This is a genomic window from Enterococcus sp. S22(2020), from assembly GCF_020295385.1.
GTDB lineage: Bacteria > Bacillota > Bacilli > Lactobacillales > Enterococcaceae > Enterococcus_L > Enterococcus_L dunnyi.
Window position 1 is genome coordinate 5281 of the sequence record NZ_JACFUD010000008.1, and the last position, 21995, is coordinate 27275.

Here is a 21995-nt window from a genome sequence, read left to right on the forward strand (position 1 = left end):
AACTGGTACTGATCTGTGGAAGCGTCAAAGGAATCGCCTACATTCCCATTGATAGTTTGGGCAGGACTGATTTCGGTACCATTTTGATCAAGGTACTGAATAGTAATATCGCCAGCAGGAACAGGATTTTTTGTGTACACATAAGAAACAATTTGAGCAGTGTCAGTGAACGTGCCCGTCATATTAAAAGGCAATTTTGAAGTATCTAAAGAATACCCGTCAATAGTTAATTGGTACTGATCTGTGGAAGCGTCAAAGGAATCGCCTACATTCCCATTGATAGTTTGGGCAGGACTGATTTCGATACCATTTTGATCAAGGTACTGAATAGTAATATCGCCAGCAGGAACAGGATTTTTAGTATATACATAAGAAACAATTTGTGGAGTATCGGTAAACGTGCCCGTCATATTAAAAGGAAGTTTCGAAGTATCTAAAGAATACCCATCAATAGTTAACTGGTATTGATCTGTAGAAGTATCAAAAGTGTCCCCTACGTTACCGTTGATTGTCTGAGCAGGAATAAGCTCATCTCCGTTTTGATCAAGATACTTGATCGTTACATCACCAGCTGCTACAGGAGTATCTAAAACGACCACTTTTAAGACATGCGTGGTTCTTGTACTGAATGAATTTTGCAGTGCAAGATAAACAGAAATATACTCACCAGGAACAGCAGTATTCACATTGTTGTAGTACTCAAAGAATGTTCCACCTGCTTTTTTTTCTGTACCCAAAACGGGACCAAAATTGAGATTGAAGGCTCTAATTCCCTGAGCAGCAATACTTGGATCAAAATAATCCCCTTTGTTTAAATAGACAATATCGGGGCTATCTACAAAAGCATAATCTCCACCGATATAAAGTGCACTTCCTTCTGCGGTAGCCGTTTGACCAGCTAAAATGGTTCTACTGTAGCCAATAGAAGAAATACCTACATTTTCTCTAGCAGAAGTCGTTGCAATTTGACGGATAGTGTAATCACCAACAGGAAGTGGAAGTGACAATCTGCCTTGGGTGTCTGTTTGCACTAATTGGAAATAGGAAGGGTCAGTGATCCCAGTGATTGTGAAATAAGATCCCTCGATTGGATGAGCGGCATTAGAGCTTTGTACATGAATGTTCAGAGTTCCTTCAGCGGCAGCGAAAGTTGGTTTAGCATCTAAGATCAAAAAGCAAACAGATACTAGCGTAAAGAAAAGGATAGATAATTTATTTTTTAACATTTTATAAACTCCTTATATAGAATAATATAATAAATATTTTTAGCATGGGGCTGTTATTTTTTGATACTGCGAGGATAAAGAAAGAGCATCAGAACACTTAAAGATTTGACAGACATAAAGGCATACTCTCCTAAAGAAAAACCAAGTTTAATATAGTCATCTATACTATTTTCTAAATTAGAGAAATAGGCAAATGAAATCAGAATGACACTAAATATCCCTATGAAGAATAAACTATTGCGAATATTTATTTTAGAAAAAGTATCTGAAGTTAGTAGTAATTTAAACATAATTAGAAAAAAGAGATTGATCGTTAAGCCCCCATGTAACAATACTGAAAAGGGCGTTACTCCAGTATTATCATAAAAAAAGTCAAAAAAAATAGTCATAGGAGCTAGAAGTACATTAAGAAAGTAAAAGAAATAAAAAATAATTGTTGTTTTTCTATTCACCTTTGCTAAATCACTGTAAAAGGTGACGATTTGTTGGTCCCCTTTTAGTAATCGATCTAATGAAACTTCATATAAATCGCTTAAAGAGACCAGGCTTTCTAAATCGGGATAGCTATGTTCGTTCTCCCAATTTGAGATCGTCTGCCTAGAAACATGGATCTTTTCAGCAACTTGTTGTTGGGTCAAATTTTTCTTATTTCGTTCTTCTTTCAAATAATTCCCTAATTTCATGAAATATATCCTTTATTTTTATTTGTAATATTTTAATAATTTATCAAATAGATATGAGCTTGTCAATGTGGATTTACAGTATTTTCATCATTTCAAAATATTCGTTTTTTTCGAAAAACCTGATGATACTATGGTGCCAAGAAACTTGGCATAGTAAATTCTTGAAAAATATTTACTTTTATTTTTTTGGAATTTACTATAAACATGTTTTCATGTTGTATCTAAGAAAATGAGATAAATAAAAAAATATGAGGTGAGTTGAGAAAATGCTAGAGCAGGTGAAGTGTAATTTGTATATGTTTGAAGAAAATGAAACTGCTCAGGAAAAATTGGCAAAGCACTTGGCCGATTATAATGGTCGATTAAAAATCAAAGCGTATTTTGATGACTCTGCAGACAAGTTTTTAAAAAGAGTAAACGTTGCACAAGGAAATACGATCGTCTTGATGAGAACTGAAAAAGGATGGGAAAAGCTGACTAGTAAAATTAAAAGAATGCAGTGTTCCACCCAATTTATTTACATATGTAAAGAAGGGTTTGACCTAGTTCAGATGGTGAACGAAGGATATAGTGAGGAATCATTTATTATCTTTGAGAATACACAGGATATCAGCTGTCAATTTCAAAAAATATTAAAAAAAATAGAGCAGAATCTGCTGGAACGCATGAGTAGTAACAATAGTTTGCTGATCAGCTACAAACAAGAAGATATCATTATTCCTTGGGAGGAGATTACGTTTATCGAGACAATCAAAGAGGAACGTAATTATATGATGGTTTACACAGAACATGGTAAACACATTGCGAAAGGCACCTTAGGGAAATTAAAAGAGAGTATATCATCTAAACAAATTTATAAAGATTTAAAATCATATATTATTAATCTTAATAAAGTAAAAAAAGTAAATTTAGATGATAATTATATTGAATTTTTAGATCAACAAAAAATATATTTTAGCACAAAAGTGATGTTGAAACTTAAAAGAGAATTAAAGGATTTGTACCGATTAAATGCATAAAATGCCTTTTTTACTGCGTGAAACGGCGTTTTATAATGAAATAACTTTTGTATAATTAAATTGTAATAGAAATTACAAAAAAAACACAAATAGGGAGAGACTTTTTATGAAAAAAACAGCAATTTATTCTTCACTACTTTTATCAACAGTGATTTTAGCTAGTGTTGGAGGAACTAAGGCTTTAGCAGCACCTCAAGGTGAAATGAGTACAGACACACACATCGAATTTTCTGGACACACACCGAATCCTAATCCAGAGGGCGACTTGAATTTGATTTGGGTTCCAACAACGTTTGAATTTGGTAATCATGATGTGGCAGATAATGCGACTGCAAGTACATCGTACGAAATGCAAAATCCACTACCAAAATATACAGTCGTTGAAGATAAAAGAACAGATGCTCACGGTCAATGGACTGTAAAAGCTGCTTCAAGTGAATTGAAATCTGGTTCTAATTCGTTAGCTGGAGCACAAATCAATATCACAAATACGGCAGTAAAACAATATACACCGACAGATAATACTGTTGTCCCAGAGTCAACTGGAGCAATCGTTGACGCACCGGGTTCATGGTCGAATGTGACAGTTTCATCAAACATCCAGTTAGCTGCTGGCGGTGCTGCACAAGAAGTAATGACAGCAACAGGTTCTGCTGTTGAAAACGGGAAATATGCAGCTGAATTTGGAAATGTTACGCTACAAGTTCCTCAAAGTCAGGCAAAAGAAGGAAATTATACTGGTACGGTCACTTGGACACTAGAAGATACACTGTAATTTTGATTATATCTTAGAACTAAGTGAGCTGTCTTGATAGCTCACTTAGCTTTTACTTAGGAGTAAGTGTTATGAATTCAAAAATAAAAAGAACTCTTTTTATAGGAGCAATAGTTTTTATCTTAGGCAGCGGGTTTCCGCTTTTTACTTTTGCCGAAAAAGATGCAGTTGTAGAAAAAAATGTAGGTTTTTCTGTTCAAGCTATTCGTCCCGAAACACAAGTAGATCCAAGCTTAAGCTTTTTTTATCCGGCAGTCGTTCCTGGTGAAAAACAAATTTTACAGCTAAAAATAGTAAATACTAGCGGTGAAAAGCTTGCTTTAGATCTTAATATAGTGAATGCTTCAACCAGCATCAACGGAAATATCGATTATAGTCAGGTGAACGCCCAATTAGATGAGAGCTTAAAAACGCCATTGACTAAATTGGTATCGATAGCTGATCCATCACTGACCTTAAAAAAGGATGAAACGAAAGTCGTTGAAATTAAAATCAGTCCTTCAGCAGAGGCTTTCTCAGGTGTTAAGCTGGGTGCGATCAGAGTATTGAAACATCTAGATGAAGGGAAAAAAAATAAAGGCGTTGCGACAAATTATGGCTATACTATAGGTATTTTGTTAACAGAGGATAAAAAGCCATACAATGTCGGTGGTGATTTACTCTATAAAACGGCAGCAGCAAAAATTATTAATGGCTATAAAACAGCAGCAGTCAATTTTCAAAATCCTAATCCATATGTGATTCAAAACTTGGAGATGTCTGCAAAGCTGTATAAAAAAGGCAGTAGTAAAGTGATCGGAGAAAAGAATTTAGAGAATATGTCTATTGCGCCTAACACATCTTTTGATTTTCCTATTCAATTAGGCTTAGGTAATCTTGAAGCAGGCTCCTATAGGGTGAAAATCACTGCTCAAAATGATCAAGATTCCTGGAATTGGGATGAAGAATTCACTGTCAGTCCAAAGCAAGCATCTGAAGTGAATAAAAAATCAGTGTATAAATTGACCTTACCCAAAATGTATAATTATTTGTTTGCTCTATTGGCAGGTCTAACTATAGCAGCAATTGCTTTGTTACAATTTTTCTCGCTTAAGAATAAAAAGAAACAAAAAAAGAAAATAAATAAACGTAAAGGAAAAAGAGAAAAGAGGAAAACGCATGAGACGTAAACTTTTATATCCATTGATTTTAGGAATCGTTAGCATCATTTTTCAAGCGAGTCCTCTTTTTGCCTCGGCTTCTCAAAACGATCCTACTGATGTAGGTATCACATTCACGGGTACTCAACAAAGTTCCACTACTGTTGCTACTTCTGAAAGTAAAATGCCGTCAGATGTTTCTGGGAGCGGAAAAAAGAATTTTCCTAACACTGGAGAGAAGAAAAGCCAATTTTTTGGTTTACTTGGTGTACTGCTCATTTTTCTAGGATTGTTTTTATTCAAAAGGTTAAGACGGAAAATCTGAGTGTTTTAGTAGGAGGAAAAATACAATGAATATATGGATTTATTTACCCGTGATACTTGGCGTAATACTATTTATTACTTCGCTTATTTTGGTTATTAGGATAGCATCCGGACGAAAAGGATTTTCTAAAGAACTTGTGGTTAGTTTGTTTCTAACGGCTTTATCTGTTGGCTGGATTGCTTTGGGCATGTATACCTTCATTGTAATAAGAAGTCAATTGATGAGCTGATGAATTGTGATAAAAAGAGGTGTGAGTATGAATAGAGGGGTATATGTTTTATTGGGAACAGCATTTGTTGTTCTGACATTTTCCAGTCAGGAAAGTTATTTAGAAGTATCAGCTGATACATCCGATAGACAAGAAGAAACAATGAACAGCCAAGATCTACAGGCTACGACAGCGGCAACGATGAGTGAATCGAGCGAAAGTGTGCTGAGTGTTGATGATTCTACTGAATCAGTGACTAAGGGGGATCAAGAAACCCAAATAAGTAGTACTACAAATATCGAGGATTCAAAACAGGCCGCTGTCAGAGCTACCGCAACTAATACGCTAAGCTATGCTATTGTCGTACATGAGGAGACGTATCGTGTAAATATGACTCCCGTTACAACGAATAGTTTAATTTATTCTGCAGAAGTGATCGCTCCAGAAGCGGCCAAAACGTTGTTCGACCTAGACTTAAAGGATCCGGATAAAAAGGCGCAAGCAAATACATATTTAGAAGATGCTTTTACGGCGTTGGTTGAGGCTACTCGTCAGGCTGGTGGTCAATTTGATTTGGCACAAGTCCAATCGATCAAAGTATCTAATATTGCGGTTGCGGATTTTTCTGCTTATGATAGAAGCCCGATCGTAACGATACTAGCAAATAAATCAGCTTATTTTAGAAATATGGCTCGTCTGACTTTTCCGGATATGGTAGCGGGAGACGGTGTCTTAAAGAGTCTTACTGCGAGTGTACCTATTGCTAACCTAATACTGCCTAAAATAAAAAGAATAGGTGATTCTTTTGCTGTGGTTGCAGGTGAGATCACACCGCCATTAACTAATGTCAATGCCAAGCTGATCGGTATTTATGCACCAAAAGTTGAGGAAATCGGTGATTATGCTTTTCATGGTCAATCATTATTACGTGGTACATTGGTTAGTCCGGATGAGAGCGGTACGACTTCAACGACGCTATTATCATTTCCAAAAGTAACGAAAATTGGAAAGCAAGCATTTAGAAATGCCAAAGTTCTAAAATATCTTACTCTTGATAGTTTAGTTGAAATGGGAGAAGGCGCCTTTGAAGAATGTGCCGATCTAACGGGAGGAAATGCCTACGGGTTTAGTCTTAATTCAAGCGGTGATCCTCTTCTTTTACCTAAATTAAAAGCTATTCCTGCTAGAGCTTTTTATAATTGTACAAAACTCATGCAAATAAGTGCACCAGAAGCAAAATCGATCGGTGACGAAGCCTTTTACAATTGTTCTTCTTTAGGACGTTTACTTGTAAAGAAAGTTGAAGTGATCGGTCATTCTATTTTATCAATGAAATCCGGTACTAGTGCGGGAAGCGCACTGACCAGTATTGCACTTCCAGTGATAAAAAGGATCGAAACAGATAGTTTTTCCGGTAACAGTATGTTTAAAGGTATTTTAACTTCACTGCGTAATCTATATAGTTCGGATACAGATGCTGTCAGAGCTAATTTACCTAAAGAGATGCTATTGTATGCTTTTCCTGATTACGAAAAGTATAGTGATCGATTTTTGAATGTAGGTGAAACGTATGAGTATCAGTTTTATCGGGATGAGGATATGACGAGTGAAGATACAAAAACATTATACAAATACATTGTATTGAAACAGCCTGCAGATCATTCTGTGTATTATCAAATGCACAAAACCTATACGCCGAGTTGGGGCTTGCAATGGAATATTTTTTCTCAGCCTGAAACGTTTATGAAGAAAAAGGTTTCTATTACGATCGGTGATCCATCGGCGCCAGCTACTATTTTGATGCCAGGTTTTTATCAAGGCGTTGCAGATTTGAATTGGACGATCCCTTCAAGTACTTCTGTTTCAGGTACGACAGATATTGTTGCATTCAACATGGTCTTATTTACAGGAGAAGAAAAGCCTGTGAATCAAGTGATGCTGGATATTCATGATATTTATGCGAAACAAGGAGATACAGCAGTCGATTTCGTGACAGATGTTGCTGCGAGTGAAGATCAGATCAATTTAGAAGATGCACAGCTTACCATTGCTTATCCTTCCGACAAATTGACGCTGGGCGATTTATGGATCGAACAGAACGGGCAGGATATTACTGGTAATGCCCGAGTGGATCTGAGCACAAGCGGAGCAGTTCTCGTTACTGGGATCGATGCTCAAGATATCAAAAACTTTCCGGTCAAAATCCATTTTAAAAATAGTAAAGCTGAACAAGCGATGGAAAGCGAATCATTTGAAGGATCGATTCTTTCCGCTAGCTTGTATGATACAGATAAATTCACCGTGGAAATAATCAAAGAGGAAAAAGCTGGACTGAGTTTGCTGTGGGTTCCTGATATTTTTGATTTTGGCTCGCATCATTTAGCTGATTTAGAAGAAGAAACATTTAAGACAACGACCAAGTTGCCGGTATATGTAGTTGTAAGTGATATGAGAGGGACTGAAGAGACAAATGGTTGGAAAGTACAATTAACGGCTTCACATTTAACGGAGAGTAAATCAGGCGATAGTTTAGAGACTGTGGAGTATCTTTTTACAGATAATAAATTAAAAGAATATCATACTGATGATGTCTCAATTCCTCCGAGTCAAACAACGATCATTGAACCGTCAGATAGACTAAAGGAAAACTCACTCGTCCCTTCCAACTTTTCTAGTACTGAAACGGATACAGGGATATTATCCGCCAAAAACGGAGGCGCTTCGGGCTACTATGCGCTTGAAGTCAATGATATTCGATTAAAGATTCAAGAGCTGACAAAGATCAACGGAAGTGCTTATAATGGTACATTGACTTGGACTTTGGAGGATACGCTATAAATTTTTAGAACAAGTGAAGATACATTTTGACGAAGACTGATATCTTTTACAAAGGAGAAAAAGATGACACGTATTGGCTTGCTTTCAACATCTAGCTATGATACAGATCTACGGACATTGTTGATTCAAAATGGCTATGAAGCTACGAAGGTTCAAGGCAGTGATCACGTAGAAGGAATCGACATCATTTTAATAGATAAAAACAAAGAAAATGATGTTTCTAAAACGATAGAATATCTACTTAATCTCAAGGAACAACAGTTGCCTATTTGGGTGATTGCTAAAGACTATGTCACAGATGAGAAACTGATTTATCTCCAATTGGGTGCTAACGGGGTCATATCTAAAACAACAGAAATGAAGGAGTTGCTATTGACGATACACAACTATCTGTGCACTGGCTGTACTTTATCTGACAGTTTGCCAAAAGATGCTTTGGATTCACTTATTTTAGACCATAATAAGCAGTGTATTGTTGTTGATAAGGAGCAGGAAATCACATTTACAAGAAAAGAGTTTCGCGCATTTGAAATTCTATATCAAAATATGAATGATACAGTCACTTATGAGGAGTTATTTCAATACTTATGGAATGGCTCGAAGGATAAGAAGATTTATCGGGTAGCGAATATCATTTTTCACATCCGAAACAAGTTGCCTGAGAATAAAAAATATATGATCCAAACGATCAGATCCAAAGGATATATTCTAAAGCCATAATTCCTATTTGTTTTGTGTATCTTTAGATAACATAGTAAGTGGACAACATAAAAAGAAAAGATATGATAGAAGTGTGCTGATGCGCTTCTATCATATTTTTTGCATTTTAAGCAATAGTGGAAAAATAAGCGGTTTTACGCTAACATATAAAAGAAAACTAAAAATGAGTATTTAGGACACCTCATTGGGCTGCTGAGCTGAATGGGGAAGTGGATGTTTATTAGAAAGGCGGTGAATCAATGAAAAGGAGATTCAATCAGCTACTTCATTGGATGAAGGAGCATAGTTTATTATTGAAATTGATTTTTCTTGGTTCGGTTTTGATTTTTGTTGCGAACCAAGTTACTCATATCGTACAGGGAATGACATGGCAGGATGTGTTTCAGACGATGGGACAGCAAAATCGGTTTCGTCTACTAGGGATGATCTTAGTTGGGATGATCGGAGTACTGCCGATGCTACTTTATGATCTAGTCGTTGTCAGTGTGCTTGAGGAGCAAGGAAAACCGAAAATGAATCGCTGGGAGTGGTTTGTTTCTGCATGGGTCACAAATACGATCAATAATCTGGCGGGTTTCGGCGGAGTTGTTGGCGCAACGCTTCGGGCTAATTTTTATGGAAAAGATGCGTCTCGAAAAAAAGTTGTTGCTACGGTTTCTAAAGTAGCATTATTCATGATTTCTGGTTTATCGATTTTATCGTTTATTGCATTTATTGATGTTTTTTTTATACGTCCAGACAGTTTGTTTCGAGAATATTGGGTGTGGCTGCTTGCAGGAAGCTTGATTGCACCAGTATTATTTTTCTTTACTCAATTAAAGAAATATACATTATTTAAGGATTTTTTTCCAAGAGGCATTTTTCTCTTATTTGGTGCTTCATTAGGTCAATGGCTAGGTGCGATGTTCGTTTTTTTGAGTGTTGGGGCACTGATGCAGGTCAAAGTTTCATTGATTTCTGTATACCCAATGTTTGTGATTGCGACCTTGATAGGGATGCTGACGATGGTGCCAGGTGGTATGGGAACATTTGATGTATTGATGATCTTAGGGCTTTCCCAACTTGGCGTGAGTCAATCGACAGCGGTTGTTTGGCTGATTTTTTATCGTTTATTTTATTATGTATTGCCATTTATCACGGGAATTCTTTTATTTGTCCATCAAACAGGTGTGAAAATCAATCGCTTCCTTGATAATTTACCACAGGTCTTTTCACAAAAAGTGGCACATTTTATTTTAGTGACTGCCCTTTATTTTGCTGGGATCATGATGGTCTTACTGTCCACCGTTACGAATCTATCGAATGTCAGCAGACTATTTAAATTTTTATTGCCATTTTCGTTTGATTTCTTAGATCAAACATTTAATATGCTGATTGGCTTTTTGTTGCTGGGACTAGCTCGAGGAATTTCGATGAAGGTGAAAAAGGCTTACGGACCAACGATCGGTCTTTTGATCTTTGGGATCGTCAATACGATTTCGAGAACGGCTTCATGGCAGCTGATCTTGGTTTACCTTGTGATTCTTTCCGCTGTATTTTTGGCAAGAAAGGAATTTTATCGAGAAAAATTTGTTTATTCTTGGGGCGCATTAGTTTTAGACGGAGTGTTGTTCAGTTTTCTCTTTATTATTTATGCAGTCGCAGGATATTATAGCTCTCACCCAGATAAGACTGGTCCGTTGCCGCATATGTTTTTATTGTTTCCATCAGACGATGTTTGGTTTTCAGGACTTATCGGGTTGGGGATATCAATGATCGGTTTGATTACGTTGTATCAATATTTAGCAGATACGTCTATGCGCTTGGGCGAACCTTTTCAGGAAGAACGGTTGACCCAGCTGATTCGTAAATATGGCGGTACAGAAGGTAGTCATCTCCTTTATTTAAAAAACTATGAATACTTTTACTATCAGGAAAACAACCAGGATGAAGTTTTGTTCGCTTATCAAATAAAGGCGAATAAATGTTTCATTTTAGGCGATCCGATCGGTAATGAGCAAAAATGGGCAGAGGCTACGCTGGCATTTATGGATGCAGCGGATTTACTTGGCTATCAGGCAGCCTTTTATCGAATTGGTGAGAAATACACGATGATTTTACATGATTTAGGCTATAATTTTATGAAGGTAGGTGAAGAAGGTCTGGTTGACTTTTCTTCTTCTGACTTGATTCCGACCTCTTTGGCAACGAACAGCATGGAATTACAGCATTTGTCTAATTTGGGTTATACATTCACGATGTATCATGATCCAGTATCTGAGGAGTTGTTTCAAGCGTTGGCCAACGTTTCTGAAGAATGGTTGGGCAGTCAACGAGAACGGAACTTTGTCGGCGGCAGCTTTGATCGAGAGTATTTGTCATTGAGTGATGTGGGTATCGTAAGAAATGCACATCATGAGGTTGTTGGTTTTATTACAGCAAAACCGATCCAGCCAAAATATAAGGTTTCTTACGATCTCTTACGTTTTTCTAACGAGGCACCTGAGCATCTAACTGACTTTATCTTGACCCATTTCATTTCAGAGTATCAGAAACAGGGCTACCAAATCATCGATTTAGGTACAGCACCGCTTTCAAATGTGGGAGAAACAAAATATTCATTTTTAGAAGAACGTTTGGTCAATATTTTTTATAAATATGGTGATCAGGTATATGGTTTTAAAGATACAAGACAAGAAAAAGAACGCTATGTCAGCCATTGGGAAGCAAGATATTATGCATACTCTAAGCAAAGTAATGTACTCTTTGCATGTATCCAATTAGCGTTGTTGGTCGAGCGTGGGAAGGGAGAAAGAGTTTCCCTTGTCGAAGAAGCAATGATCATTTCATAATAGAAAAGTCGAGGACAGCTTTTAATAAGTTATGTCTTTGACTTTTTTTGTACCGAATAAAAGACAGAAATCGGGAAATTTTTTTTATTTTCAGTCTTAAGTACGACTAGTAAAAATGATAGAATAGCGTATAATAATTAAAAAAGGAGGTTTTTTATGATGATCATAGAGCAAGTAAAGGTATGCACAAAGGCGGAATTAATTGCCGCATTAGATAAGAAAATCGATGAAATAATCGTTGAAGGTGATTTTACCAAAACAGTGGCAGAAATAAAAAAAGGTCAGCTAAATGACACGGAATCGATCGGCTTTACTATTGGCAGTGGCGGCAGCGGTGTGTTATTTGAATATGGGATCAGTAAGTTATTGGAAGCGTTTGATCCAGCTGCGAAAGAAGATAAAAAACTCCGCCGACAAATTGAATGTTTATATACGATCAAACGTCTGAAGGCAGATGCATTTTTATTACATTTAAAACAATTGGATTATTAAAAATAGAAAGAGATAGGAGGCAGATATGTTTTTGTTTCCTGTTTTTTATACAAAAAGGAGTGCTTTGGCTAAGTTAAGGTCATTTGGAAGAAGAGCTTGATGACGCTAAGGTCTAAAGGAAGGACAAGGTAGAGTGAATAAAAAAAGAAAAATAATTATCGACACAGATCCAGGAATCGACGATGCAGTCGCGATTGCAGCTGCATTATTTGATGAAAGGTTGGATGTAAAATTATTTACAACGGTTTCAGGAAATGTCAGTGTAGATAAGGTGACTAAAAATTTACTGAAGCTGTTGGCGTTTTGGGATAAAGAGGTTCCAGTGGCGATCGGATCAGGCCGTCCTTTACTTCGCGATGCGATCGATGCGAGTGAAATTCACGGGAGTACAGGGATGGATGGTTATGAATTTACAGAATCTAAATATGAACTGCTGACGAAAAACCATGCAGTGATCGATATGTATAAGACTTTGATGGAAACAAAAGAAAAGACGACGATCGTGGCAATTGGACCATTGACGAATATCGCGTTGCTGCTTCGAATGTACCCGGAATGTTCTGAAAGAATCGAGGAGCTTGTCTTGATGGGCGGCTCTTTAGCGAGAGGAAATACTGGTGTTCTTTCGGAGTTTAATATCGCAGCAGACCCAGAAGCAGCTAAAATTGTTTTTGAGAGTGGTTTACCTTTGACGATGGTTGGTTTAGATGTGGGTGAAAAAGCATTGATCTCAGCTGCAGACTGCAAGAAGCTTAAGAAGATGAATAAGACAGGAGAGATGATCGATCAGCTGTTTCAAAGCTACCGCAGCGGTAACTTGGATGTTGGGCTGCATATGTATGATGGCTGTGCGATTGCCTATTTACTAGCACCAGAAATGTTTGACGTGCGAGAGACCTATGTGGCGGTTGAAACACAAGGTGCACTGACTGCTGGTGCGACATTGGTTGATTTGAATGGTTATTTAGGAAAAACTGCGAATTGCCGTGTTTGTGTGGATTTAGATAGTGGTCAGTTTAAACAATGGTTTTTTGATGCGATAGGGAAATGCATTTAAGGAAAGAGAAGCACCTGACTTTTAGTACCGTTTTTTAAGAATTAGAGTCCGAGAAAAACTGTTTTCTAGTTTTTCTCGGACTTTTTAATGTATTCATTGTAAATGAGTGTGGTGAAAGCTATCTAAATACTTCAACCCGTAGCCTAAGGAACGATCCATAAAAATATGAATGAAAAGGATCGACGATGACATCAATAAAAATGAAGAATCGAAAAAAAGACCTAGTGCAAGCAGAATCGCTGGTAATACTAAATTGTGAATAATATTGTAGATATACGCACCCGTTCGATCACTCAAGAGATACCCAATCATCGATAGATCAGGTACAAATAGAAAAACGAAGAGAACTACCCAACTAAATTTAAAGACAGAAAAGTAGAAGAATAAAGCAATGAGAAGGAGGCAGATAGATTCAAGTTTTAGAATAAGCTTCATTTAGAATTCCTCCTCAAATAATGCTAAGCGTTGAATGATTTCATTTTCCTCATTCGGGTTATTTTTACCAACAATGTGTTTGATATCAACTAAAATATCGATGGATTTTGTTAAAAATACTAATTTATCCTGACTTATTTTGATGTAACGATCTAAAAAGTGCAGTGTTTCTTCCTTGCATGCGATACTTGTCTTCTGACGTTTTATATCCATCAGCATCTTTACTTCATTCAATGGAATCGATAAACGTTTGAGCTTTAAAATGAAGCTAAGATCTTTTAATTCTTGTTCTGTATACTTTCTATAGCCGTTTGTATTTCGATCAGGCGTAAGTAAACCAATAGACTCGTAGTATCTTATGGTTTCTTTCTTGATTCCTGTAAGTTTGGATAGTTCACTTATTTTCATATAAAGACCTCCTGTTCTCCTATGCCAAAATGATAACATTGAAGTGAACTAGAATGTCAATGGGAAAATAGTTTCTAAAGATTTAAGAATAGTGAAATGATGTGCACTAATAGTTCATTGAATCACTAATTCTTATTAAGAAGATGACGGTCTAAGGACACACTTTCATATTTTATACATATAAAATAAAAATTTTAGTTTGTTTTTCGATTGATTTATAAAGTAGATTGAAATAGTTTTCTTTTGATAAAATTTAACTTTCTAAGAGATTTTTAATCGCTTAGAATGATCTTATTTTTATGATAAAAGCATTGATTTATGTTATTAAATGACTTAATATAAATAGTGAAATGATGAACAAATTTTTTATTTGATAAATGGTATTGAGTAAAAAGGGATATTTTATTTTAAATATACTTGTTCACTGTTTCTCAAGCGAATAGCTGTAATTGATTTAGGAGGATAATCATGAAAAAAAACAAAATGAAATCTGTTTTTGTGGGGTTAACAATGGTTCTAGCATTGAGTGCATGTGGAGGAGATAGTTCTTCAACAAGTAAATCAAGCACAGAAAAGAGCACAGGAAGTTCTATTGAAGCGAATTCTGGGGCTTCTGCACAAGAATACACAGACCCATCAAAATTAAAAGACGAATATGATGTTGTTATTGTCGGCGCTGGTGGTGCGGGTATGGCAGCAGCGTTGTCTGCAAAAGATGCTGGTATGAATCCAGTCATTCTTGAAAAATTACCAGTTGCAGGCGGCAATACACTGAAGTCTTCAGGCGGAATGAATGCTTCAGAGACAAAATTTCAAAAAGAACAAAAAATCGAAGATAGTAATCAATCATTTTTTGATGATACGTTAAAAGGTGGAAAAGGCACTAATGATCAAGAGCTACTACATTATTTAGTAGATCATTCTGCTTCTGCTATTGATTGGCTGGATTCTATGGGAATTACTCTAGACAACATTAGTTATAGTGGCGGTGCCAGTCAGAAGCGTATTCACAGACCACACGATGGCGGCGCAGTCGGCACTTATTTAGTAGATGGCTTGATTAAAAATATTCATGAAAAAGAAATACCTTTATTTGTAAACACTGATGTGGTAAAAATAAATGAAAAGAACGGTCAAGTGAACGGAGTAACTGCTAAAGTGAATGGGGAAGAGAAAGTCATCTCAGGAAAAGCAGTTGTTGTGACAACAGGTGGTTTTGGTGCCAATGAAGAAATGATCGAAAAATATCGTCCAGATTTAAAAGGATATGTCAGCACGAATTCAGAAGGAAGCACAGGAGACGGTATCAAAATGATCGAGTCGCTTGGCGGCGCAGTTGTCGATATGGAGCAAATTCAAGTGCATCCAACCGTTGTTCAAGAAACAGGTATGCTTATTAGCGAAACAGTACGTGGTGAAGGTGCTATTCTTGTAAATCAGCAAGGCGAGCGTTTCTACAATGAACTTGAAACACGTGATAATGTTTCGTCTGCAATCACTGCACTTCCAGAGCACTATGCTTATTTGATATTTGACTCAGAATTGGCAAAACGTGCAAAACAAGTTGATTTTTATAAAGAGCAAGGCGTAGTCATTGAAGGCAAAACAATTGAGGAATTAGCTGGAAAAATCGATGTAGATGCTAAGACTTTAGAAAATACAGTGAATACATGGAACAAGTCAGTAGAAAGTCAATCTGATACTGCATTTGAACGTAAAACAGCAATGGATTATGATTTAACAAAAGGGCCATTTTATGCAATTAAAATTGCACCAGGGATCCATCATACGATGGGTGGCGTGAAAATCAATACAGATACGCAAGTCGAAAAAGAAGATGGTTCTGTGATCAATGGATTATATGCTGCTGGTGAAGTTACTGGTGGAATTCATGGGCAAAATAGAATTGGCGGGAATGCTGTTGCAGATATTATAGTGTTTGGACGTCAAGCAGGTACACAATCAGCGAAATTTGCTGAAGATACTAAATAAAACTAGACTAAACAAAATAATTGTTGTATTGAAAAGAGCTGGTAATCAAACCAGCTCTTTTTTGTTTGCGGTTAGACGGAAGAAATCTCGGAAGCAAGAACCCAAGGTTCACCAAATTGTTTGATTAATCGTTTAAAGAAAGCATAGGCGCTCTGTTTATGATGATTCTTTCGCAACCAACTATCTAATGTTAACCCAGAAGAATCAACTGCACGATACAAATAATGCCACTTTCCTTTTACTTTAATGTATGTTTCGCCCATTCTCCAAGAGCCGCCAACAGATTTATTTCTTTTCTTCCATAAATAATAGATAACCTGACTGTATTCCTGTACTCATCGATAAATAGTCGTGTGGCAAACATTGATTCCACGCTCATTCAGGATTTCTGAAACATTACGATAACCTAAATTATATCTTAAGTAATAGCCCACAGCTACAAGGATGATATCTTGCTTGAATTGTTTACCTTTAAAATGGGGCATAGTTGGTCGCCTTATTTATTGTTTTTTTCCATTTCACACTAGACAAACGAGAAAATCAAATTTTTCAAAAGAAAAAAATAATATATTTTAATAACAATTAAATTCTTTTTGGAAAGAAATGTTTACATCGATTAGTTTTATTGATATGATTAGATTCTAATTAGAAAAGGAGGAGTAAAATGGAACTAAAAAGTATGTTTACTAAATTGTCAGTTGCAGTTTTACTTTTTTCATCATTATCGTTTGGGGGACAAACAGTTTTAGCTGAAACTAGTTCACCCACTGAAAATGAATTGGTGGAAGTCAATGAAGAAACAGTTTCCAATCTTGCTTTAGAATTAGCAAAAGTAATCAAGCCAGAGGTAAAGGTTACTATTGCTGATATCACAAAACTTTATGATAAAAATGAATCTGCTATTGGATTTGTTGTTAGCTATAAGTCAGAGGAAACACCGTATGGTTATTCCGTATATGATTTCCGAGTACCTGGATACCTAATGGAATGTTCAATAGATGAAAATGTTGGTGATATTGTAGACAAAACAGTTGAAATGGCAGAAGCAAAGGGAGTGGATGTTAACTCAAATGTTGAAAATAAGGATGTAAAAGTTATTGAAGTTGAGCCCTTAAAGTATTCTGTAGAAGTTAATGATACTGTTACAGTTACTTCAGATAATGAAATTTTGACAACAGAACAAGAAGTCATTGAAATGGAAGAGAGCGCTGAAGATGTTACAGTAACAAATTCAGAATTTGTAACAGATTCTGAATTGAATCAATTGGTGTCTACTAGTAAATATGATAGCCAAGATAAAGTATTATTGAGAGAAACAGCTAGAGGGCTAACTAATATTCAATTTAGAAGCTGGAGACAGTTCATTCCTAGTATTGAGAGTGAAGTTGAAAGCCAAACGGGCATTTGGGGCTGTGCAGTTTCTGCAATGGATATTTTGGCTAAAGGAACGAATTTGGAACATAATACTAAAGTTGCCTACCCTAAACTTTGGAAATATGCAAAAACAACACAATATAAGGTTCAGAATGGCATTAAATATGGTTCTACAAATAATGGAAACATTGGTGCTGGGTTTGTTCAGTTTGCTAAAGAGAAGAAAAAAAATATTTCATATCAAAATATTTCTTCACCTAGTTTTGGACAGTTTAAATCAGCGATTGACAATAAAAAGCCAGCTATTTTTGCTTATGGGATTATAAAAGCTAATACTAAAGAAAGAACAGGTCATGCAGTGGCAGTTGAAGGCTATATGTCGTCTAAACAAGCTAATTATTTAGTAGTAGCTGATGGATGGTTTGCAGCTGCAAAGTATGTAAATTATATACCAGGAAACTTTTTAGACACATATGGTATTATTTGGTCAGGAATTCAAACAATTTAAATAAGTAAAGGAGTATTTCATGAGACTATTAAAAATAAATATTCTATTTTTAGTACTCTGCTTTATCACAGTAGGTTGTGTTAACAAAAAGGATGAGGAAAACTTGAACGATAGCTCCGGAGAAAACTCTGCACATATAAATCATTTAATTGGATATGTTAAAGAAATAAGAAGTGAGTCTTTTGTAATTACAACAATTGAAGAAGCAAGTTCTACACAAAATTCTGATAGCTTAGATATTCCGCGATCAAGTAAAATATATGTTTTTATACCATTTGAAGGTACTTATGAAGATATTCAGAACAAAATAGGAATTGGAGATAAGATACAAGTTTCTTACACAAATATTGCAATAACTAATGGAATTTATACATTAACCATGATTGATAGTAGCCAGTTAGTGATAAAGGATAAATAATAAATGATGCCAGAAGAATAGTTCATCGGAGAAAATTAAGATGGATTATTCTTTTGGCATTTCTATTGTTCCAGGTTATTTATTATTTATGGAAGAAAAGAAATAAATCTGTTGGCGGCTCTTGGAGAATGGGCGAAACATACATTAAAGTAAAAGGAAAGTGGCATTATTTGTATCGTGCAGTTGATTCTTCTGGGTTAACATTAGATAGTTGGTTGCGAAAGAATCATCATAAACAGAGCGCCTATGCTTTCTTTAAACGATTAATCAAACAATTTGGTGAACTTTGGGTTCTTGTTACCGATAAAGCACCTTCACTAAGCAGTGCGTTTAGTCGACTTAAATCTGAGGGGTTATTTGCTAAAACCGAACATCAAATGAATAAATACTTCAATAATATCATTGAACAAGATCATCGTTCCATAAAGAAAAGACATAAATTATATCAGTCTATAAGGACTGCCTCTTCAACGATTAAAGAAATTGAAATCATACATGCCTTATATAAAAAAGCCAAAGAGAGGGAAATCTCTTTGACTTTTCAGTGATTCATGAAATGAATGATTTAATGAGCGTTCTAGTTTAATAGTAGGAAACATTGGAGAAATGTTTTTGTTTTTTCAAGCTTTGTAACAGAACCTAGCTATTTAATAAAGCAGGATGAATTGAGTGATGTAAGTGATACTTAAAATTTTCTCTTCCGTTTCCGTTTCCGAGGTTTGACCAAAGCCAGCTTAGGCTTATTGATCACGCGTACATAAAATACAAAACCACCAATACAGGTAACGAATAAAACTGTACCAAGGATAAAGCCTTCCGGCAAATAAACGAATTTGATCGTGTGTTCACCTTTTGTTACAGGAATACTTACAAAGGCTTTTTTAAATGCTTTTACAGGAACTTTTTTGCCATCGACATAAGCCTTCCAGCCTTTATCATATGGAATCGTTGTTAAAAGCACTTGGTCTTTATCTGCGGTGACCGTTCCAGTTGCCTTACGGCCTTTAGCAGATAGATCAGCACCTTTATCTTGAATCGCCTGAACAGATTGTTCAAAGGCCTTGGTATCCATTCCAACCACTTTTGGCTCCATAAAGCTCACGGCTGTTGTACCGTAGAAACTGACCGTGAATGTGACCGTTGTAGGAGTGTCATAATATCCTAGATTATAGTATTGTCCAGTAATGTTGATTTGAGATTTTTGACTTGTCCCATTTACCGACATAGTTGCTGTTGAGCTTTCAAGCTGAGCAAAGTCTGTTGGGAACAGGCTAAGATATGCTTGTGTGTTTGCTGGTACATCGACCGTCCATGTAATATCTTTAGCGACGTTATTTTGAACCTCTCGGTAAGTTACAGATGTTCCGTTTTGTTCGATCTTCACATTGTTTTTATTGAGGATCGTTGGTTGATAAAATGTAAAATAGTTTTGTTTCTGGTCAGCTAATGCGTTGAATAAATTAGTTTGACTACTTAAATTGTCATTGGCTGGCTGTTTTACAGAATAAATGTCTTTGTCAGCTAAAAAGCCTAAAGGCAGTGCATTGCTATTTTCATATAATGAGAATTTTCCAGCTTTATCCATTGGGGAAAAGCCGAATTTCAAAGGATCACTTTCAGAAATGTTGTATTTGATCCCGACTAATGAATCCATCAACAGTGTGTTGTTCGGATAACGAATGTTCAGCGCGGTTCCCCTTGCTCTAAAACCTAGGTCATTCAAATAAGAAGAGGAATGACGATTTCTTATTGAAGAAAACAGGCTGACACCACTATAGCCGTAATTGATACTATCATTCGATGAAACAGGGTTCAGGTTTTCCAGACGATAGAAGGAATCATTGTCTTTTTTTGTTTTATCGACTAGCTGCTTGAGTGACGGATACGGCTCACTATACAAGCTGCGGGAAGCATAGTTCCAATCCTCCAAAATACCGTTTAACATGGCATTTGTATTGATAAATGCTTCGGTTGATACCAATAATAGTAATAAGATGATCAGATAGTTCATCGGAATTTTTTTCAATTGGTAAAAAACGATCCCAGCTAAATATAAAAGTAAAAATACGACCGTCAAGATAAACGTGGTGATCGGAATATAGTCATAGCTTGTTGCGCTTTTTGTACCTTCTGCTAAAGCAAAGATAGCGATCAAAATAATCGTCGTTCCTGCCAGCAAACCTAAATCATCCTGTTTGAATTTCTCAAAGCCATATCCAGCTAGAAGCACCACCAGAAAAGAAAATAAGAAGCTGTAGCGGAATAAAAACATATTCGGCGCATGCATCCCATGCCAAAATAAATTCAGTGGTGTAATGTAAAAACTAGCGATCAAAATAACGAATAAACTACCAAACAGCACTTTATTTTTCCAAGGAATTTCTTTTGTGACAAAATAAAAGACACAGAAAATCAACGGAAGTAAACCAATATAAATGAAAGGGATCGAGCCATATTTAGTCGTGTCATAGACACCAATCATATTTTTCATGACAATATCCCAAAAAGCAGTTGCTTCTGTTTTGAATTGAGTCACTTGAGACAAGGTTTCCCCATTTGCTCTTAAATCAAGGACAGCTGGTAGGACTAAAATCATCGATGCGCCGCCTGCTAGTAAAGAGGTCAACCCATAAGAAACGATCCTTTTTTTGTATAGCGTCCAATTGGTCAATGTTCGAGCAATGAAATAAAGGAATGAAAAGACACCGATCATAAAGCCCATGTAAAAATTAGAGATGAACAATAGCAAATAGCTGACGAATAACAATGTTGGTTTTTGTTTATCCATCAATCGATGAATCCCCAATACGACCAACGGTAAATAGGTAAAGGCATCCAGCCACATGATGATCTCAGAATGAGCAGTGGCAAATGACATCAGTGCATAAGGGACACTAAGCATGACATGGCCCCATTTTGGCATCTTATAGGTATTTCTTGCAAAGACCCAAAAAGACAGACCCGCTGATCCAATTTTTAGTAAGGTAATCAGATAGAGTGCATCAGGAATATTTTGATTTTTAAAAAGTAATACAAGGGGTGTAAAAAGTCCGCCAAGGTAATAAGAAATCAAAGAAAGATAATTTAGACCCAGAGAAGCATTCCATGTATAAAAAATACTTTGTTTTCCATGAAGAACATTATTGAAGCTTGCATGAAAATTAGAAAATTGTGAAAAGGAGTCACTCGCCATCACACTGCGGCTGCTCCCTGGATAGATACCAAGACTTAAATAAACAATGACCATTACAAAAAAAGGAATGAAAAAGCTGGCGGTCATATATGGCCAGTTTTCTTTGGTAAATGCACGAATTTTTTTCCTCATAATCGACCTCACAACGTAATAAATAGACTAACTATAGTGTAGCATATCCCTAGAAAAATTGATTGCTTGAGGTAGAAAATCTAAAAAAATTTAAACGTTTGTTAGTGCTTTGTCTAACTGTAGCAGAAAATCTCCTAACGATTAAAAATAATTAACGTCAAAAAATTAGGATTTTCCCTAATAAATAGATAAGAACAACTGTTTTTTATATGATAAAATAAT

General features: G+C 36.0%; 18 protein-coding genes and 2 pseudogenes. 14 read left to right on the forward strand and 6 right to left on the reverse strand.

Features of this window, described 5'->3' with window-relative positions; all coding sequences use genetic code 11:
- The coding region (locus H3T55_RS14875; protein ID WP_225550226.1) for a MucBP domain-containing protein at positions 1 to 1226 on the reverse strand (1226 nt) is incomplete at its 3' end.
- Positions 1227 to 1279: 53 nt separating this feature from the next.
- Positions 1280 to 1909, reverse strand: a complete 630-nt coding sequence (locus H3T55_RS14880) for a helix-turn-helix domain-containing protein (RefSeq protein ID WP_207114609.1) — start codon at positions 1907 to 1909, stop codon at positions 1280 to 1282.
- 266 nt (positions 1910 to 2175) lie between these two features.
- Between H3T55_RS14880 and H3T55_RS14885 the strand changes: the two genes are divergently transcribed.
- The 10 genes from H3T55_RS14885 (at position 2176) to rihC (ending at position 13313) form a co-directional block, all read left to right on the forward strand.
- Positions 2176 to 2928: a LytTR family DNA-binding domain-containing protein gene (locus H3T55_RS14885; RefSeq protein WP_225535057.1), complete on the forward strand. Its 753-nt coding sequence runs from the start codon at positions 2176 to 2178 to the stop codon at positions 2926 to 2928.
- Positions 2929 to 3034: 106 nt separating this feature from the next.
- Positions 3035 to 3703 carry a WxL domain-containing protein gene (locus H3T55_RS14890; RefSeq protein WP_087641675.1) on the forward strand — a complete coding sequence of 223 codons (669 nt, stop codon included), beginning with the start codon at positions 3035 to 3037 and terminating at the stop codon, positions 3701 to 3703.
- Positions 3704 to 3774: 71 nt separating this feature from the next.
- A complete protein-coding gene (locus H3T55_RS14895) occupies positions 3775 to 4872 on the forward strand; it encodes a DUF916 and DUF3324 domain-containing protein (protein WP_225535056.1) in 1098 nt (365 codons plus the stop codon).
- On the forward strand, positions 4862 to 5167 hold the full coding sequence (locus H3T55_RS14900) for an LPXTG cell wall anchor domain-containing protein (RefSeq protein ID WP_225535055.1): 306 nt from the start codon (positions 4862 to 4864) through the stop codon (positions 5165 to 5167). The genes H3T55_RS14895 and H3T55_RS14900 overlap by 11 nt, the downstream gene beginning before the upstream one ends.
- A 25-nt stretch (positions 5168 to 5192) precedes the next feature.
- Complete coding sequence (locus H3T55_RS14905) at positions 5193 to 5396, forward strand: hypothetical protein (protein ID WP_225550228.1); 204 nt, start codon at positions 5193 to 5195, stop codon at positions 5394 to 5396.
- Between the two features lie 27 nt (positions 5397 to 5423).
- On the forward strand, positions 5424 to 8213 hold the full coding sequence (locus tag H3T55_RS14910) for a leucine-rich repeat protein (RefSeq protein WP_225535054.1): 2790 nt from the start codon (positions 5424 to 5426) through the stop codon (positions 8211 to 8213).
- A gap of 63 nt (positions 8214 to 8276) precedes the next feature.
- Positions 8277 to 8933: a winged helix-turn-helix domain-containing protein gene (locus H3T55_RS14915; RefSeq protein ID WP_225535053.1), complete on the forward strand. Its 657-nt coding sequence runs from the start codon at positions 8277 to 8279 to the stop codon at positions 8931 to 8933.
- Positions 8934 to 9172: 239 nt separating this feature from the next.
- On the forward strand, positions 9173 to 11764 hold the full coding sequence (mprF, locus tag H3T55_RS14920) for a bifunctional lysylphosphatidylglycerol flippase/synthetase MprF (RefSeq protein WP_225535052.1): 2592 nt from the start codon (positions 9173 to 9175) through the stop codon (positions 11762 to 11764).
- 156 nt (positions 11765 to 11920) lie between these two features.
- Positions 11921 to 12256 (forward strand): hypothetical protein, encoded by a 336-nt coding sequence (locus H3T55_RS14925; protein ID WP_225535051.1) that lies wholly within the window; start codon positions 11921 to 11923, stop codon positions 12254 to 12256.
- Positions 12257 to 12389: 133 nt separating this feature from the next.
- Complete coding sequence (gene rihC / locus H3T55_RS14930) at positions 12390 to 13313, forward strand: ribonucleoside hydrolase RihC (RefSeq protein WP_225535050.1); 924 nt, start codon at positions 12390 to 12392, stop codon at positions 13311 to 13313.
- Positions 13314 to 13406: 93 nt separating this feature from the next.
- Here rihC and H3T55_RS14935 read toward each other — a convergent pair whose 3' ends face one another.
- Both H3T55_RS14935 and H3T55_RS14940 read right to left on the reverse strand, forming a co-directional pair.
- Positions 13407 to 13748 carry a DUF4260 domain-containing protein gene (locus H3T55_RS14935; protein WP_225535049.1) on the reverse strand — a complete coding sequence of 114 codons (342 nt, stop codon included), beginning with the start codon at positions 13746 to 13748 and terminating at the stop codon, positions 13407 to 13409.
- Positions 13749 to 14156, reverse strand: coding sequence for a MerR family transcriptional regulator (locus H3T55_RS14940; RefSeq protein WP_225535048.1), 408 nt, complete (start codon positions 14154 to 14156; stop codon positions 13749 to 13751).
- A gap of 468 nt (positions 14157 to 14624) precedes the next feature.
- Here H3T55_RS14940 and H3T55_RS14945 point away from each other — a divergent pair, with 468 nt between their 5' ends.
- A complete protein-coding gene (locus H3T55_RS14945) occupies positions 14625 to 16148 on the forward strand; it encodes a flavocytochrome c (RefSeq protein ID WP_225535047.1) in 1524 nt (507 codons plus the stop codon).
- An 86-nt stretch (positions 16149 to 16234) separates the two neighbouring features.
- Here the strand turns inward: H3T55_RS14945 and H3T55_RS14950 are convergent.
- A pseudogene (locus H3T55_RS14950) lies at positions 16235 to 16633 on the reverse strand (IS6 family transposase); the annotation flags it as partial.
- A gap of 179 nt (positions 16634 to 16812) precedes the next feature.
- Between H3T55_RS14950 and H3T55_RS14955 the strand changes: the two are divergent.
- The 3 genes and pseudogenes from H3T55_RS14955 to H3T55_RS14965 form a co-directional block, all read left to right on the forward strand.
- Positions 16813 to 18030 carry a hypothetical protein gene (locus H3T55_RS14955; RefSeq protein WP_225535046.1) on the forward strand — a complete coding sequence of 406 codons (1218 nt, stop codon included), beginning with the start codon at positions 16813 to 16815 and terminating at the stop codon, positions 18028 to 18030.
- A gap of 19 nt (positions 18031 to 18049) precedes the next feature.
- Complete coding sequence (locus tag H3T55_RS14960) at positions 18050 to 18448, forward strand: hypothetical protein (RefSeq protein WP_225535045.1); 399 nt, start codon at positions 18050 to 18052, stop codon at positions 18446 to 18448.
- Between the two features lie 71 nt (positions 18449 to 18519).
- Positions 18520 to 19034: pseudogene (locus tag H3T55_RS14965) on the forward strand (IS6 family transposase); the annotation flags it as partial.
- Positions 19035 to 19133: 99 nt separating this feature from the next.
- On the opposite strand, the gene H3T55_RS14970 reads toward H3T55_RS14965, so the two are convergent.
- Positions 19134 to 21773, reverse strand: coding sequence for a YfhO family protein (locus H3T55_RS14970; protein WP_225535044.1), 2640 nt, complete (start codon positions 21771 to 21773; stop codon positions 19134 to 19136).
- Between the last annotated feature and the right edge of the window lie 222 nt (positions 21774 to 21995).